15 protein-coding genes are annotated in these 14091 nt (G+C 31.9%); 4 read left to right on the top strand and 11 right to left on the bottom strand.

Features of this window, described 5'->3' with window-relative positions; genetic code table 11:
• Positions 1-5: 5 nt before the first annotated feature.
• Together GKZ86_RS15800 and GKZ86_RS15795 are read right to left on the bottom strand one after the other, a co-directional pair.
• The gene (locus GKZ86_RS15800; protein ID WP_154784041.1) at positions 6-1346 is read right to left on the bottom strand and encodes a dihydroorotase; all 1341 of its coding nucleotides are present in this window, start codon (positions 1344-1346) and stop codon (positions 6-8) included.
• An 11-nt stretch (positions 1347-1357) separates the two neighbouring features.
• On the bottom strand, positions 1358-2083 hold the full coding sequence (locus GKZ86_RS15795) for a polyprenol monophosphomannose synthase (protein ID WP_154784116.1): 726 nt from the start codon (positions 2081-2083) through the stop codon (positions 1358-1360).
• 105 nt (positions 2084-2188) lie between these two features.
• Here GKZ86_RS15795 and GKZ86_RS15790 point away from each other — a divergent pair, with 105 nt between their 5' ends.
• From GKZ86_RS15790 to GKZ86_RS15780, 3 genes are all read left to right on the top strand, one after another.
• A complete protein-coding gene (locus GKZ86_RS15790; protein ID WP_154784040.1) occupies positions 2189-2860 on the top strand; it encodes a DUF4271 domain-containing protein in 672 nt (223 codons plus the stop codon).
• Positions 2861-2871: 11 nt separating this feature from the next.
• Positions 2872-3621 (top strand): uroporphyrinogen-III synthase, encoded by a 750-nt coding sequence (locus tag GKZ86_RS15785; protein WP_154784039.1) that lies wholly within the window; start codon positions 2872-2874, stop codon positions 3619-3621.
• Positions 3622-3866: 245 nt separating this feature from the next.
• Positions 3867-4337: an Lrp/AsnC family transcriptional regulator gene (locus GKZ86_RS15780; RefSeq protein ID WP_035681816.1), complete on the top strand. Its 471-nt coding sequence runs from the start codon at positions 3867-3869 to the stop codon at positions 4335-4337.
• 117 nt (positions 4338-4454) lie between these two features.
• Here the strand turns inward: GKZ86_RS15780 and GKZ86_RS15775 are convergent, their stop codons facing one another.
• From GKZ86_RS15775 to pyrH, 4 genes are all read right to left on the bottom strand, one after another.
• A complete protein-coding gene (locus GKZ86_RS15775; protein WP_154784038.1) occupies positions 4455-5144 on the bottom strand; it encodes a zinc metallopeptidase in 690 nt (229 codons plus the stop codon).
• A 205-nt stretch (positions 5145-5349) separates the two neighbouring features.
• Positions 5350-7845 carry a DUF5686 family protein gene (locus GKZ86_RS15770; protein WP_154784037.1) on the bottom strand — a complete coding sequence of 832 codons (2496 nt, stop codon included), beginning with the start codon at positions 7843-7845 and terminating at the stop codon, positions 5350-5352.
• Between the two features lie 116 nt (positions 7846-7961).
• Positions 7962-8525 carry a ribosome recycling factor gene (gene frr, locus GKZ86_RS15765; RefSeq protein ID WP_154784036.1) on the bottom strand — a complete coding sequence of 188 codons (564 nt, stop codon included), beginning with the start codon at positions 8523-8525 and terminating at the stop codon, positions 7962-7964.
• A 158-nt stretch (positions 8526-8683) separates the two neighbouring features.
• Complete coding sequence (gene pyrH, locus GKZ86_RS15760) at positions 8684-9391, bottom strand: UMP kinase (protein WP_154784115.1); 708 nt, start codon at positions 9389-9391, stop codon at positions 8684-8686.
• A gap of 190 nt (positions 9392-9581) precedes the next feature.
• Between pyrH and GKZ86_RS15755 the strand changes: the two genes are divergently transcribed.
• On the top strand, positions 9582-10199 hold the full coding sequence (locus tag GKZ86_RS15755; RefSeq protein WP_154784035.1) for a thioredoxin family protein: 618 nt from the start codon (positions 9582-9584) through the stop codon (positions 10197-10199).
• Between the two features lie 418 nt (positions 10200-10617).
• On the opposite strand, the gene GKZ86_RS15750 is transcribed toward GKZ86_RS15755, so the two are convergent.
• The 5 genes from GKZ86_RS15750 to GKZ86_RS15730 all read right to left on the bottom strand — a co-directional run bounded on the left by GKZ86_RS15750 (position 10618) and on the right by GKZ86_RS15730 (position 14087).
• Positions 10618-11157 carry a hypothetical protein gene (locus tag GKZ86_RS15750; protein WP_154784034.1) on the bottom strand — a complete coding sequence of 180 codons (540 nt, stop codon included), beginning with the start codon at positions 11155-11157 and terminating at the stop codon, positions 10618-10620.
• Positions 11158-11313: 156 nt separating this feature from the next.
• Entirely contained in the window at positions 11314-12003 is a 690-nt protein-coding gene (truB, locus tag GKZ86_RS15745) for a tRNA pseudouridine(55) synthase TruB (RefSeq protein ID WP_154784033.1), read from the bottom strand.
• Positions 12003-12800: an undecaprenyl-diphosphate phosphatase gene (locus GKZ86_RS15740; protein ID WP_154784032.1), complete on the bottom strand. Its 798-nt coding sequence runs from the start codon at positions 12798-12800 to the stop codon at positions 12003-12005. Before GKZ86_RS15740 ends, truB begins: the two co-directional genes overlap by 1 nt.
• An 87-nt stretch (positions 12801-12887) precedes the next feature.
• On the bottom strand, positions 12888-13142 hold the full coding sequence (locus tag GKZ86_RS15735; RefSeq protein WP_154784031.1) for a DUF3098 domain-containing protein: 255 nt from the start codon (positions 13140-13142) through the stop codon (positions 12888-12890).
• 69 nt (positions 13143-13211) lie between these two features.
• On the bottom strand, positions 13212-14087 hold the full coding sequence (locus tag GKZ86_RS15730; protein WP_154784030.1) for an ABC transporter permease: 876 nt from the start codon (positions 14085-14087) through the stop codon (positions 13212-13214).
• Positions 14088-14091 lie beyond the last annotated feature (4 nt).

Below are 14091 nucleotides of genomic sequence, written 5' to 3'. Positions count from 1 at the left end.
GCTTTTTATCTATCAAACAATAATCTTTTTCCTGCGCGAACATCCTTTACTTTAAAGTTGTTGTAGACCAACTCACCATTCACAAAAGTGTGTGTAATTCTCGATTTAAAAGTATAATTTTCAAATGGAGACCAACCACATTTTGCTAAAATATTTTCAGGTTTTACGCTCCATGGCAAACTCGGATTTACAATAACTAAGTCAGCAAAATAGCCTTCTTTTATAAATCCTCTTTTTTCGATTTTGAAAATTTTTGCCGGATTATGGCACATTTTCTCCACGATTTTTTCAATGGTAATTTTTCCTTGATGGTGTGCTTCAAACATGGCAACAACAGCATGTTGAACCAATGGTCCTCCAGAAGGAGCTTTTAAATACGATTGGCTTTTTTCTTCTTTTGTATGTGGCGCATGATCTGTTGCAATAACATCAATACGACCGTCATTTAAAGCTTTCCAAAGTTCTTTTCTGTCTTCTGCAGTTTTTACGGCAGGATTCCATTTAATGAAATTTCCTTTTGTTTTATAATCTTCATCGGTAAACCAAAGATGGTGTACACAAACCTCTGCGGTTATTTTTTTATCTTCTAACGGAATTTTATTTGTAAACAATTCCATTTCTTTCGCTGTTGAAAGATGAAAGATATGCAAACGTGCTCCGGTTTTCTTTGCCAGCGCCACTGCTTTTGAAGACGAAATATAACAAGCTTCGGCACTACGAATTAAATGATGTGCCGTTACCGGAATATCTTCTCCATATTGTTCTTTAAAAATGGCAAGATTATTTTGAATGGTAGTTTCATCTTCACAGTGAACTGCAATCAACATTGGCGTACTTGAAAATATTCTTTCTAAAGTCGCTTCATTATCTACCAACATATTTCCCGTTGAAGAACCTAAGAAAATCTTGATTCCTGCAACGTTTCTAGGGTTTGTTTTTAAAACTTCATCTAAATTGTCATTGGTTGCTCCCATCATAAACGAATAATTCGCAAATGATTTTACGGCTGCAATTTGATATTTATCTTCAAGTATTTCCTGAGTAACGGCATTTGGAACTGTATTTGGTTGTTCTATAAAAGAAGTAATTCCGCCTGCAACTGCTGCTCTGGATTCAGATTCAATATCACCTTTATGAGTTAATCCCGGTTCTCTAAAATGAACCTGATCATCAATAGCGCCCGGCATTAAATAATTTCCTTCGGCATCTATTACTATACAATCGGAAGTTTTTAAACTTATGCTGTCTGCTACTTCGACAATTAAGTCGTTTTCAATCAAAACATCACCTTCAAAAATAGATCCTTCGTTTACAATTTTAGCATTTTTTATTAAAATCCTATTCATCGTTAATGGGTTTATAATGTATTGACTAATTTTTTTAATCTAAGAGAAATTACACCAAGAATAGCTTCTTTAATAATGGCGTTGCTCATTTTTGAAACTCCTTTTGTTCTGTCTGTAAAAATAATCGGGACTTCGGTAATTTCAAATTTTGCGCAGTAGGTTCTGTATTTCATTTCAATTTGAAACGCGTAACCAACAAATTTTATTTTGTTAAGATTTATCTTTTCTAAAACCTCTCTTTTATAACAAACAAAACCGGCTGTAGCATCATGAATTTTCATTCCGGTAATAAATTTCACATATACCGAAGCAAAATATGACATTAGTACGCGGCTTAATGGCCAGTTTACCACATTTACTCCTGTTACATAACGAGAACCAATCGCTAAATCTGCTCCACCAAAATGACAGGCGTCAAATAATTTTTCAAGATCGTTAGGGTTATGAGAAAAATCGGCGTCCATTTCAAAAATGAAATCATATTTACGTTCCAATGCCCATTTAAAACCATGAACATAAGCCGTTCCAAGACCTGATTTTTTGGCTCTTTTTTCTAAAAATAATCTTCCCGGATATTCTTCCTGTAATGCAATTACTTTATTTGCAGTAAAATCCGGAGAATTATCATCAATAATTAAAAGATGAAAAGGTTTATGTTGCGAAAGTACAGCTCGAACTATACTTTCTATGTTTTCAATTTCGTTATAAGTTGGGATTATGACAATGCAATCGTTCATTTTTCTGCGTAATTTCATCGCAAAAGTAAACTTTTTATGCCATTTCATTCATAATAAATGTATAATAAAAGTATTGAGACAAAAAATTACTAATTTTGTAGCGCTATGACTGAACACCTTCATCCCAGAATTATCGAAAACAAAGATTGGGCTACATTTTTATTTGTAGTAGCCTTTGCTCTTGTGGCCATTACTAAATCAACTTATGAAAATAGGTTTAGTGAGTTTAGTAAACTTATTTTTTCAGATAAATACGCAAAAATTTATCGAGATACGAGCAACCTAAAAGGCAGTTTTATTGTTGGATTGTTTTTCGTACAAGTTCTTTCATTTTCCTTTTTCATTCAGCTTACTTTAGACATTTTTGGATATGCCTCAAAAACGGATTGGGTTTTGTACGTTCAGATAGCTACATTTCTATTATATTTTATTTTAGGAAAGTTTTTAATCGAAAAAATTGTAGCAACTTCTTTTAATATTGATGAACTTGTAAGTCTTTTCAACTTACAAAAAGCAACTTACAGGACTTACATTGGTGTTTTAATCCTTCCAATTAACGCTATTTTGTTCTATTCTGATCATATTCCGAAAAGCGTACCCCTAGTAATAATAGGCATTTCGCTATGTATAAGTCTATTCTCATATTTTATTTCAATTAAAACGTATCAAAACGTAATAATCAGTAAATTATTTTATTTTATTTTATATCTTTGCGCTCTTGAAATAGCCCCTTATTATTTCATGTATTATTGGATAACAAAAGAGGTGGCTTGGTAAATGTTTATAATATGAAAGTGAAAACAATTTTGGTGTCACAGCCTGAACCTAAAGTGGAAAATTCTCCTTACTTTGAGCTCCAACAAAAACACAAAATAAAAATTGATTTCAGACCATTTATTCATGTGGAAGGGGTTAATGCAAAAGAGATTCGATTACAAAAAATCGACCTTAATCATTACACTGCGATTATTTTGACAAGCAGAAATGCAGTAGATCATTTTTTCAGAGTAGCAGATGAAATGCGCTACAAAGTTCCTGAAGGATTGAAATATTTTTGTCAATCTGAAGCCGTTGCATTTTACTTGCAGAAATATGTAGTGTACAGAAAGCGAAAAATTTATGTAGGTGCAAAAGATTTTGCTGATTTATCTCCACTAATTAAAAAATACAAAGACGAAAAGTTCTTGCTGCCGGCATCTGATCAATTAAATGCTGACGCACCTATCACTTTAAATAATTTGAAAGTAGATTGGGCACAAGCCATTTTTTACAGAACTGTAATGAGCGACTTATCTGATTTAGCTGACGTTTATTATGATGTTTTAGCATTTTTTAGTCCAACCGGAATTAAATCATTGTTTAAAAACTTCCCTGATTTTAAACAAAACGATACCAGAATTGCTGTTTTTGGAAGCACAACTCAAAAAGAAGCTCTGGATCATGGTTTAAGAATTGATATTCTTGCTCCAACTCCAGAAACTCCTTCGATGACAATGGCTTTAGAAAAATACATCAACGAAGCAAACAAAGGAAAATAAAACCTTAAGAAATAACAATATTTAAATTCCAAATTCCAAATTAATCACTTGGGATTTGGAATTTTTCTTTTTAATCAATTCTTTTATCTCTTTCCGATCCTGTGATTTAAACCATAGGCTATATTTTTTGAATTTGAGATTTATAAAGAAGTTCTATATTGGCATTTTCTTTTTTACAGCATTATAACTACATTTGATTTCTATTCCAAACCTAAATCACTAGAAACAGTTTCAAATTTTAAGTTATGAAAATCAACTCTCTTTTAATCGAAATTGACGGTATCGACAAAGAAATACTTCGTTATTTAATGGATGATGCCCGAAAACCCATTTTACAAATTGCCAATAAAATAGGTATTTCAGGAGCTGCGATTCATCAGCGCTTAAAAAAACTGGAACAATCAGGCGTAATTTCAGGATCTAAATTCACTGTAAATCCCAAAGTTTTAGGCTATAATACGATGGCTTTCGTTGGTGTTTATCTCGATAAAGCTTCTCGAAACTCTGAAGCAGTAAAAGATTTAAAAAAAATTCCTGAAGTTTTAGAATGCCATTACACAACAGGAAACTGGTCTGTTTTAATAAAAATCATTTGTCGCGATAACGAACACTTGATGCAACTTTTAAACACCAAAATTCAGGCTATAGAAGGCGTTTCAAGAACAGAAACCTTTATATCATTAGATCAGCAAATTGACAGGCAAATACAATTGTAGAAATTCCAAATTACAATTAGAAAGTAAGTTTTTAAAATCAAAAACCCGACAGATTTTTAGAACCTGTCGGGTTTGTAATTCAAAATCTAGAATTTCTTTAAATTAAAAATAAAAGTATCAATCTCTTCTATTACTTCCTGAATAAATTGAAATATAGTACAACAATGTTGCTATTGATCCTATTGCTGCAACTACATAAGTTCTTGCGGCCCATTTTAAGGCATCTTTTGCCCCTGCCTGCTCTTCTTGTGTCAGCATGTGTTTATTTTCTAACCACGCCAGCGCTCTGTTGCTCGCATCGTATTCTACTGGTAAAGTAATAATAGAAAACAAAGTTGTTGCCGCAAAAATGACAATTCCAATTAATAATAGTGGAGGAAAAACCTGAATCATCAAAATTCCGGCTAATAAAATCCATTGTACATAATTAGACGCAACGCTTACAATTGGTACTAATTTAGAACGCATTGTTAACCATTCGTAACCAATAGAATGTTGCACAGCATGCCCACATTCGTGTGCCGCAACAGCAGCTGCAGCCGCATTACGATGATTGTAAACTGCTTCGCTTAAATTTACTGTTTTATCTGATGGATTATAATGATCTGTTAACTGGCCAGGAGTCGAAATAACACGAACATCTGTAATCCCGTTATCAGCCAACATTTTCTCAGCAATTTCAGCACCGCTCATTCCGTTTCTTAATTGCAGTTTTGAATATAATTCGAATTTACTTTTTAGTTTTGAACTGACTAACCAGCTGAATAACATAATTGCTCCAGCAATAATTAAATATCCCATTCCCATAACTTAGTTTTTTTTGATTGAAATTTAAAGTTACAAAACAAACATCAATTTATGAACCAATTTCAAAAAATGTCATTTTGGCATTTAGGAGATAATTAATACGGAAAAAGTTTTTTCAAAGTAGTTTAATAAAGAAGCCAGATGAATAAATTCACTATTTAATGTGTAGAATTATTCTTTTGTCGAAATCACAAATAAGAAGCATCTACAATCCTAAATCAATAACATAAGAAATTTTGACCGCGATATTATCCTCAAATTTAAGTAGCTGATTTGGTCCATAACGATAAAATCCGCCCAAACCTAAACCTTTGTAAATTTTGTTTAATTCGATACCGGATTCAAAAAAACCTCTTTCTAAAGTTTTATATGTTGGACCTACGTGCTGTTCGGGCTTTTTTAAATCTCCCCATGCCATTCTGGTAACCAATACTAATGACGGACGTACTTTTCTTAATAATTTAATTCGGTCAAAACCATGTTTAATTTGAAACATAATATATTGGCTCGAGAAGAACTCATTAAAATACATGGTTTCAAAACTGTTTCTGCCTGAAAAAGTAATACGCTGCACAACAGTTTCCTTAGTTAGGTTATTAGGTGCCGTATTGTATAAATGTGTTATAGGAACGTCGCCCATTGCATAACCTCCCTGCAATAACAAACTTGTTTTTTGTCCGTTCAGATATTTTTTTTCATACTCTGTTTTAAAATCTATTTTACCAAAAGTAAAATCGTTTCCTAATACATTTGGCAACGATTGCGTATACTGAAATGTGAATCTCGGAAACCTTTTATCAGATTCGGTTCTGCCTGTTGGTGTTTGCATGAAATCACTAAATGGTGCCCAAACGATTGACAGCATTGCCGTTGTCATAATATAACTGGAATATAATCTTCCATCCAGATTAAAAAGATAATCAAATTTTGGTGTAATGTCACTAGTTGACAACTCCAAGACAGCTTCGGTTTTAGGAATGATTTTAGTTTGAATATTCGCTCTCCAGCTTATATATTCATAAAAAGTACTAATATTAATTGGTCGCGGATCGTAAATTTTAAAAACACGTTTGTCGACAGCAAAAACTGTACTTGCAATTTCGCGAATATCATCGGTATAATATCCATTTAGCCAGGTATTACTGTATTTATCAAGCAAAACTCCTGAACCAATACTGTATTTTGTAACGCCGTCTTTTGTACCGTAAGCTCCATAGCCTTCAATTCTGAAATTTTTAGAAAAACGGTCATTTGTAACTCCGCCAAGCCCTAATCTAAAACCTTCATAATTATTGTAGCTGACTATCTTTTTTAAATCAAGATCAACAGGTCCAATTGGGAAAAATCCATTAATGATTTTTCGACCGGATCCTAATCGTTTTTCTATTCTTCTATTCAAAGAAAGACTATCCAATAAAAGATATGTTTTTTGACTCTTTAAATCAAGACTGTCTTTTCTGAATTTATTCCAAAAAGTCTCGGGCTTATTACTGGCATCATCTTTAATTTCAATATAAAGAGACGGATTTTTTATTGGCGTATTTGTATTGTAATGAATATCAAAATTATTGCTTTCAGAAAGTAAATAGGTAAAATCCGAAGCTACTTTTTTTCTCGGTTCAAAATTTTCTTCTGCATCTGCATCAAACTGAATTGTTCCGCCTAAAATTTTAATATCTTCCTTATTTTTTCCTTTTACGATTTTGAAAGTAGTGTTGCTTTGAAACCATAATTTTTCACTCGGAACATATTCAAATTCATGAATACCGCTAATATCTAAAACGGCTTTTGTACGCATTACGGCTTTTGCAACAGCAAAACTTTCCTGATCTATATACAGAACACCTTCAAGACTATTTGATTTTCTTCTTTTTTTGTTTTTGAAGTAAATCATATACGTATTCCTGCCTTTGATCGCTACAGTATCAAGCAGTTTATAGTTATAATCAGAAAGTGCGTTGTTTGCAATTGGGCTTTGATGTCTCGTTTCGAACAATTCATAATTAGAATCGTAAATTGAAATAGATTGCAAATTGAATGCTATAATTTCATAAACCGGTTGCTTAAAACCTGCCATTTTGGTACCCAGAATAGTTTCTTTAAGCTTGTTATTCCCAAACTGATATTGTGATAATTTTTCTGTTTGAAATAAATGCTGTCTGCTGATTATCTCTTTAAATTTAAAATCAGATGAATCTATATTGATTCGTTTTTTATTGAAGTCTTTATAAGCTGCTGATGAATCAATTCTGCCATCGATAGAATCCGGATTGGCCGTAACAATAAGTTTATTGTATGTTTTATAATCAAAACTGCTCAGCTTTTTTTGAGGATTGTTGTTGTTTTTATTCGCAATTACCTTTCTGATAATTACTAAAGCCGGATTTTCATTTGAAATAATAACTTCTTTTAAATCATCTGTTTTTTGAGAAAGTGAAACAGGATAAAATTTCTTATTGTCTAATACGGTAATAACTTTGGTATTGAAACCTATATAAGAAACTTTAAAAGAGGTGATTTTTACAGAAGATGAAAGAATAAATTTTCCATCAACATCTGTAATTGTATTGTTGTTGTCTGAGGTTGTAATCGTAGCAAAAGGAAGCGGTTTGTTTTTGGAATCGTTCACAATTCCGTTTATTTGAAATTGCGCATGAATATTCAGCGTGAAAAACAAAGTCAGTAAACAAAATAGCTTCATAGAGAGGATTATAGTTCAGAAACAAAAATATTAAATTTTGCACGCAAAAATAAGAATAAAAAAATCCGCTTAGTATAACTTTAACTAAACGGATTTTTTATTTGTGTTGAATAATCTTATACTTTCATGATTTCGGCTTCTTTTGCGGCCAATAATTCATCAATTTTTTTAATATAAGTATTTGTTAAGTTCTGAACTTCTTCTTCTGCAGATTTGCAAACGTCTTCAGAAGTTCCTTCTTTTTCTAATTTTTTAATATCTGTGTTAGCATCTTTACGAACGTTACGAACACCAATTTTTGCATCTTCAGCTTCAGATTTTGCTTGTTTTGCCAAATCTTTACGACGCTCTTCTGTCAAAGGCGGAACGCTGATAATGATAACATCACCATTATTCATTGGATTAAAACCAATGTTAGCAATCATAATTGCTTTTTCGATGGTTTGCAACATATTTTTTTCAAAAGGCTGCAATGTAATTGTTCTTGCATCAGGTACACTAATTTTCGAAACTTGCGAAAGCGGTGTTGCTGAGCCGTAATAATCTACAAAAACGCTTCCAAGCATTGCCGGAGAAGCTTTTCCTGCACGAATATTTAGAAATTCTTTTTCTAAGTGGGCAATCGAACCATTCATTGATTCTTCAGTACTTTCTAATATAAAGTCTATTTCTTCATTCATTTTTTCTCTCGATTTTTAGATTTTTAGACGATTCGATTTTTAAAAATGTTTACGTCTAATTTACTAACTAATATAATTTTTATTTTTTTACGATTGATTTAAAAGATTATTAAGATTTTCAAAAGTCTAATAACCTAATATCTAAAGACCTAAGCAGTTTAAATATTAACTACCGTTCCTACGTTTTCTCCTTCACAGATTTTCAATAAGTTCCCGATTTTGTTCATATCAAAAACAACAATTGGCAATTTATTTTCCTGGCTTAATGTGAAAGCAGTTGTGTCCATTACGTTTAATCCTTTTTTAAGAACATCTTCAAACGAAATGAAATCAAATTTTACTGCTGAAGCATTTTTTTCAGGATCAGAATCGTAAACACCATCAACACGCGTTCCTTTTAAGATAACATCAGCATTAATTTCAATTCCTCTTAAAACAGCTGCAGTATCTGTTGTAAAATATGGATTTCCTGTTCCGGCACCAAAAATTACAATTCTTCCTTTTTCAAGATGACGGTCTGCTCTTCTTTTAATATATGGTTCTGCAATAGATTCCATTTTTAAAGCAGTTTGCAAACGTGTTTTCATTCCCATGTCTTCAAGAGCACCTTGCAACGCCATTCCGTTAATTACAGTGGCAAGCATTCCCATATAATCACCTTGTACTCTATCCATACCAGCACTTGCTCCCGCAACGCCTCTAAAAATATTTCCTCCTCCAATAACAATAGCAATTTCAACTCCTTTATTGTGAATTTGCTTAATTTCTTCAGCATATTCAGCCAGTCTTTTAGGGTCAATTCCGTATTGTAAATCACCCATCAAGGCTTCTCCACTCAGTTTTAGAAGAATTCTTTTATATTTCATTTTGTGTGTTGCGTTAATTTGTGCAAATATAGACATATTCTGTTTTTTAAAAATAATGTTTTCAAAAATTAATTACTCTTTTCTGATTAAATTTTGATCGTTTTTAGATTTATTTTTTTTGAATGTGACAAAAGTCATTCGGCTGTCTTTCTAAAATTTGTAAATTTATCATATCCAAAACGAAACATATATGAAAAGTATTGTAGCCAAAGCATTATTCAATAGTCATTCTTATTCTGAATATCGAAAATTAGTTACTGATTTATTATCCGAAGGAAAATCAACCGGCGATCAGCAGTCTGAAAGTCTCACACATTATACAAGTTTAAATGAGGCCCGAATGAACCGATTGGAGAAAACCATTAAAATCTCTGAAGATGCTATTTCGAAACTGCAACAATTAAACAATCATTATATCTGGCTAGTTATTTCTGAAGGCTGGTGCGGAGATGCGGCTCAAATACTTCCTATTATTAATAAAATGGCTTTAGAGTCAAATAAAAAAATAGATCTGCGAATTGTTTTAAGAGATGAGAATGACGAATTAATGAGCCAATATTTGACAAATGGAGGAAGAGCAATCCCAAAAGTTATTATAATTTGTAAAGAAGCCGGAATTGTGCGTGCAGATTGGGGACCAAGACCAAAAGGCGCGACAGAATTATTAGCTAATTATAAAAAAGAGTTTGGTGTAATCGATGAAAAAATCAAAACTGATTTGCAATTGTGGTATTTGGCAGATAAAGGAATATCTGTTCAGGAAGAATTGATTCAGATTATGGAAGGCATTAAATATAATCGATTATAATTTTTTACAATAAATCCTCAAAAACAGCTTAGAATACGGTAATACATTGAGGGTAAATAATTTAGTTACAAAAAATATTTCAAAATGCTTGTTTGTAAGTAAATTATTCGTATATTGCTATAGTAATAATCCCACTTCTATTATCTACTTTTTGATTTACTCTTTTACTGGTGTCTATCTATTATTTAACCATTAATACATGCACTATTATGAAAAAGTTATTCGAAAGGTTTTACGATTTATTTTCAACATTTTTATTTGGAGGAAAAAACATCCCTCATTATTAACTTTAAAAAGATAATGATGAAATAAAAATATTTTTGATTTAGGAGCTGGCACATTACTATACTTTTATTGTAATGTGCTATTGTTATTATTACAACTAAGATTTTCTTTAAACGAATAATTAATTTTCTTTTTAATAATCAAAACTTATTAAAGAAACTCCTAAACTAATATTACCAATGGTTTTTTCTTTATGAAGTGCAATTTCATATTGTGCAATTTCTGCAAAAAGAGTAAAATCATCAGAACCTATTCCGAGTCTGATTTTCTTATATTCTCCACTTAAATTTCCGCGTCCAAGCGCAAATCCTTTTCCGTATCCGGCTTGCAAAACAATTCGTGTCTCTTCTCCAACTTTAGGGCTTAATCCGAGATTGAGATATACAGGAACCGCAACAAATTTTTGATCCCATTTGTAGTCAATACCGGTATGAATCCCTAATGTGACCCATTTTTTGTAATGAATTCCATATCCTAGTTTCGAACCCAGCCCATCCGGAACAAAAAAAGCATTATTTTTTTGACCTGGATAATCTTCTGTTTCATTTCTTTCCGGATTCCCGGTAATGGATACCGCAACATCAAACTGGATATAAGTAAATTTTCTTTCCTGAGCACAAAGTTTCGGGTTTATGCAAAAAAACAAGAGGAAGGCAAATAAAAAATATTTCATAAAATTGATTTAGGCGTTTATTTGCTACCAAACATCATTAGTTAGGTGCATTAACAATTCGCAAAATGATTTTGTGAAAGATATTTAAAATTTACTATAATTCGTACAGTAGTAATAAAATGTTTTTTATCGATAAAAACAGTAGCTGAGAAGGTTTTATTTCAGACTTTCTTCAAACAAAGTAACATCAATAGCATTTTTTACATCGTAATCACCAATTTTAGTTCGACGTAAAACGATTAAATGAGATCCTGAATTCATTGCTTTTCCAAAATCGTAAGCAAGAGAGCGAATATAAGTTCCTTTGCTGCAAACAACTCTAAAATCTATTTCAGGCAATGCAATTCTCGTAATTTCAAATTCGTGAATAGTAGTTTTTCTGCTTTCAATTTCAATGGTTTCTCCGGCGCGTGCATGTTCGTATAATCGAACGCCATCTTTTTTAATAGCCGAAAAAATAGGTGGTTTTTGATCGATTTCTCCTAAAAACTGTTTTACTGTTTCGTGAATTAAAACCTCATCAATGTGCGATGTTGGAAAAGTCTCGTCGATTTCTGTTTCTAAATCATACGACGGAGTTGTGGCTCCAATGTAAAAAGTTCCGGTATATTCTTTTGCCTGACCTTGAAGTTCAGAAATTCTTTTAGTGAATTTTCCTGTACATATTAATAAAAGCCCCGACGCTAAAGGATCTAAAGTTCCTGCGTGACCAATTTTGAACTTTTTAGGAAGTCCGACTTTATTAATTAAAAGGTATTTTAATTTATTGACAGCTTGAAACGAACTCCATTTTAAAGGTTTATCTATCAATAAAACTTGTCCGTCTAAATATTCTTCAGGTGTCATTATATAATGGTAAGCGGGTGAATGAAAAAGTGAATCAGCAATAAAACGATTCCGGCAATAATTCGGTAATAACCAAAAACTTTAAACCCGTTTTTAGTTAAAAATCCGATGAATGTTTTTATCGCTAGAAGAGCTACAATAAATGCAATAATATTTCCTATAATCAATAAATTTACCTGATCGTGAGACAACTCAAATCCTGCTTTATAATAATCATAGCATTTTTTTACTGTTGCACCCAACATTGTTGGTACTGCTAAAAAGAATGAGAATTCTGCTGCCGTTGTTCTTGATAGTTTTTGAGACATTCCGCCCACAATACTTGCTCCACTTCGTGAAACTCCCGGAATCATTGCCAAACATTGAAATAACCCGATTTTAAAAGCTTGTAAATAGCTTATTTGTTGTGAAGTTTCGGCAGTATTTGGATTGTTGAACCATTCATCAACTTTTAATAAAATCAATCCTCCTATTAAAAGCGAAATAGCAACAGTAACCGGATTTTCAAGTAAACCGTCAATAAAATCACTTAACAACAAACCTAAAACTACAGCCGGAATAAACGCAACCAAAAGTTTAAAATAAAAATCTAATGTTTGAAAGAAACGTTTGAAATATAAAATTACAACCGAAAGTATCGCGCCAAGCTGAATAACAATGGTAAAAAGTTTAGTGAAATCTTCATGTGCGATTCCAAAAAAAGAAGAGGCAATAATCATGTGACCAGTTGAAGAAACAGGTAAAAATTCTGTAATTCCTTCAATAATGGCAAGAACGATAGCTTGTAATGTATTCATTTAAATTAGATTTTTAGATTTTTAGATTTTTTAGATGCCAGACTTTGATTAATCTAATAATCTAAGATGTCTAAGAAGTCTATAAAACTATTTAGTTTTTTTGAAGATAGAATAAATCGTGATTCCAAAACCAATTAAAACAGTTGTTGGCGCTAAACGAATACGTCTAAAGCTAAAAACATCTTCATTAAAAACATTCGGATTATCACTTCCACCGCCAGACATTAAGATAAATCCAAGTGCGATAACACCAATACCGATCAATAAGATTTTGTAGTTGATAGTATCAAAAAGGAATTCCTGTTTATGTGATTGTTGTTCTTCGTTATTATTATTTTTCATTTTGTCATTGCGAGGAACGAAGCAATCTCATCCTCTATTTTTATATGAGTTTATTTTTTTAATCTAAAATTAATAAAGATCGTCTGTTCTTAAATTCAGGAAACGTTGTGTTGCAAAGTGCGTGCTTACCCAAGTGATTAAAACACCTAATCCGAAAACGGCCAATAAAACCAATCCGATTAATGCTTTATCTTCTAAAATTCCTAATCCCGGAAAATTAGTATCTACATAAAACAAGACTCCTATTAAAGCTACAATTGCCAATCCGGCACCCAACATTCCTAATTTTACACTGCGGGTTACAAACGGTTTACGAATAAACGCTTTTGTTGCTCCAACCATCTGCATGGTTTTAATGATAAAACGATTAGAATGTATAGAAAGTCGTAATGAACTATTAATTAATAAAACAGCAATAACCGTCAGGAAACCGCTGATAATTAAAATCCACATACTTACTTTTTTGATATTGTCATTTACCAGATTTACCAATTGTTTGTCATAAACAATATCTTCAATCATGGTATTTTTACGAAGATTACTTTCGATTTGCAAGATACTGTCTCTTTCAACATAATCTGCTTTTAAGTGAATATCGTATGAATTCAATAATGGATTTTCTCCTAAAAATGTTAGAAAGTCTTCTCCAATAATATCGGTGTGTTCTTTTGCAGCTTTTTCTTTGGTAACATAAACATAAGATCTCGCGAACGGAGCTCTTTTCAATTCGGTATTGAATGCTTTTATAACACTATCATTAGCTTCATTTTTAAAGAAAACCGTCATTGCGATTTTTTCTTTAAAGTCATCAGCCAGTTTTTTAGAATTGATAATGAATAATCCCAGTACTCCTAAAAGGAATAATACTAGAAAAACACTTAACACAACCGAAAAATAAGAGGAAATTAACCTGCGCTTTTGAAATTTATCAAAGTTAGAACTCATAGTA

This window comes from Flavobacterium sp. LC2016-13 (genome assembly GCF_009707955.1).
Lineage (GTDB): Bacteria > Bacteroidota > Bacteroidia > Flavobacteriales > Flavobacteriaceae > Flavobacterium.
The sequence above is the reverse complement of the archived record's forward strand: the minus strand, read 5'-3'. Positions and strand labels throughout refer to the sequence as shown.

Bases quoted from the DNA above. Each gene is read 5' to 3' on its own strand.
- GKZ86_RS15790 (WP_154784040.1), top strand. From the start codon at position 2,189: ATGACTGAACACCTTCATCCCAGAATTATCGAAAACAAAGATTGGGCT.
- GKZ86_RS15755 (WP_154784035.1), top strand. From the start codon at position 9,582: ATGAAAAGTATTGTAGCCAAAGCATTATTCAATAGTCATTCTTATTCT.
- frr (WP_154784036.1), bottom strand. From the start codon at position 8,525: ATGAATGAAGAAATAGACTTTATATTAGAAAGTACTGAAGAATCAATG.
- GKZ86_RS15770 (WP_154784037.1), bottom strand. From the start codon at position 7,845: ATGAAGCTATTTTGTTTACTGACTTTGTTTTTCACGCTGAATATTCAT.
- GKZ86_RS15740 (WP_154784032.1), bottom strand. From the start codon at position 12,800: ATGAATACATTACAAGCTATCGTTCTTGCCATTATTGAAGGAATTACA.
- GKZ86_RS15735 (WP_154784031.1), bottom strand. From the start codon at position 13,142: ATGAAAAATAATAATAACGAAGAACAACAATCACATAAACAGGAATTC.
- GKZ86_RS15795 (WP_154784116.1), bottom strand. From the start codon at position 2,083: ATGAACGATTGCATTGTCATAATCCCAACTTATAACGAAATTGAAAAC.
- GKZ86_RS15775 (WP_154784038.1), bottom strand. From the start codon at position 5,144: ATGGGAATGGGATATTTAATTATTGCTGGAGCAATTATGTTATTCAGC.
- truB (WP_154784033.1), bottom strand. From the start codon at position 12,003: ATGACACCTGAAGAATATTTAGACGGACAAGTTTTATTGATAGATAAA.
- GKZ86_RS15785 (WP_154784039.1), top strand. From the start codon at position 2,872: ATGAAAGTGAAAACAATTTTGGTGTCACAGCCTGAACCTAAAGTGGAA.
- GKZ86_RS15800 (WP_154784041.1), bottom strand. From the start codon at position 1,346: ATGAATAGGATTTTAATAAAAAATGCTAAAATTGTAAACGAAGGATCT.
- GKZ86_RS15780 (WP_035681816.1), top strand. From the start codon at position 3,867: ATGAAAATCAACTCTCTTTTAATCGAAATTGACGGTATCGACAAAGAA.
- pyrH (WP_154784115.1), bottom strand. From the start codon at position 9,391: ATGAAATATAAAAGAATTCTTCTAAAACTGAGTGGAGAAGCCTTGATG.
- GKZ86_RS15750 (WP_154784034.1), bottom strand. From the start codon at position 11,157: ATGAAATATTTTTTATTTGCCTTCCTCTTGTTTTTTTGCATAAACCCG.
- GKZ86_RS15730 (WP_154784030.1), bottom strand. From the start codon at position 14,087: ATGAGTTCTAACTTTGATAAATTTCAAAAGCGCAGGTTAATTTCCTCT.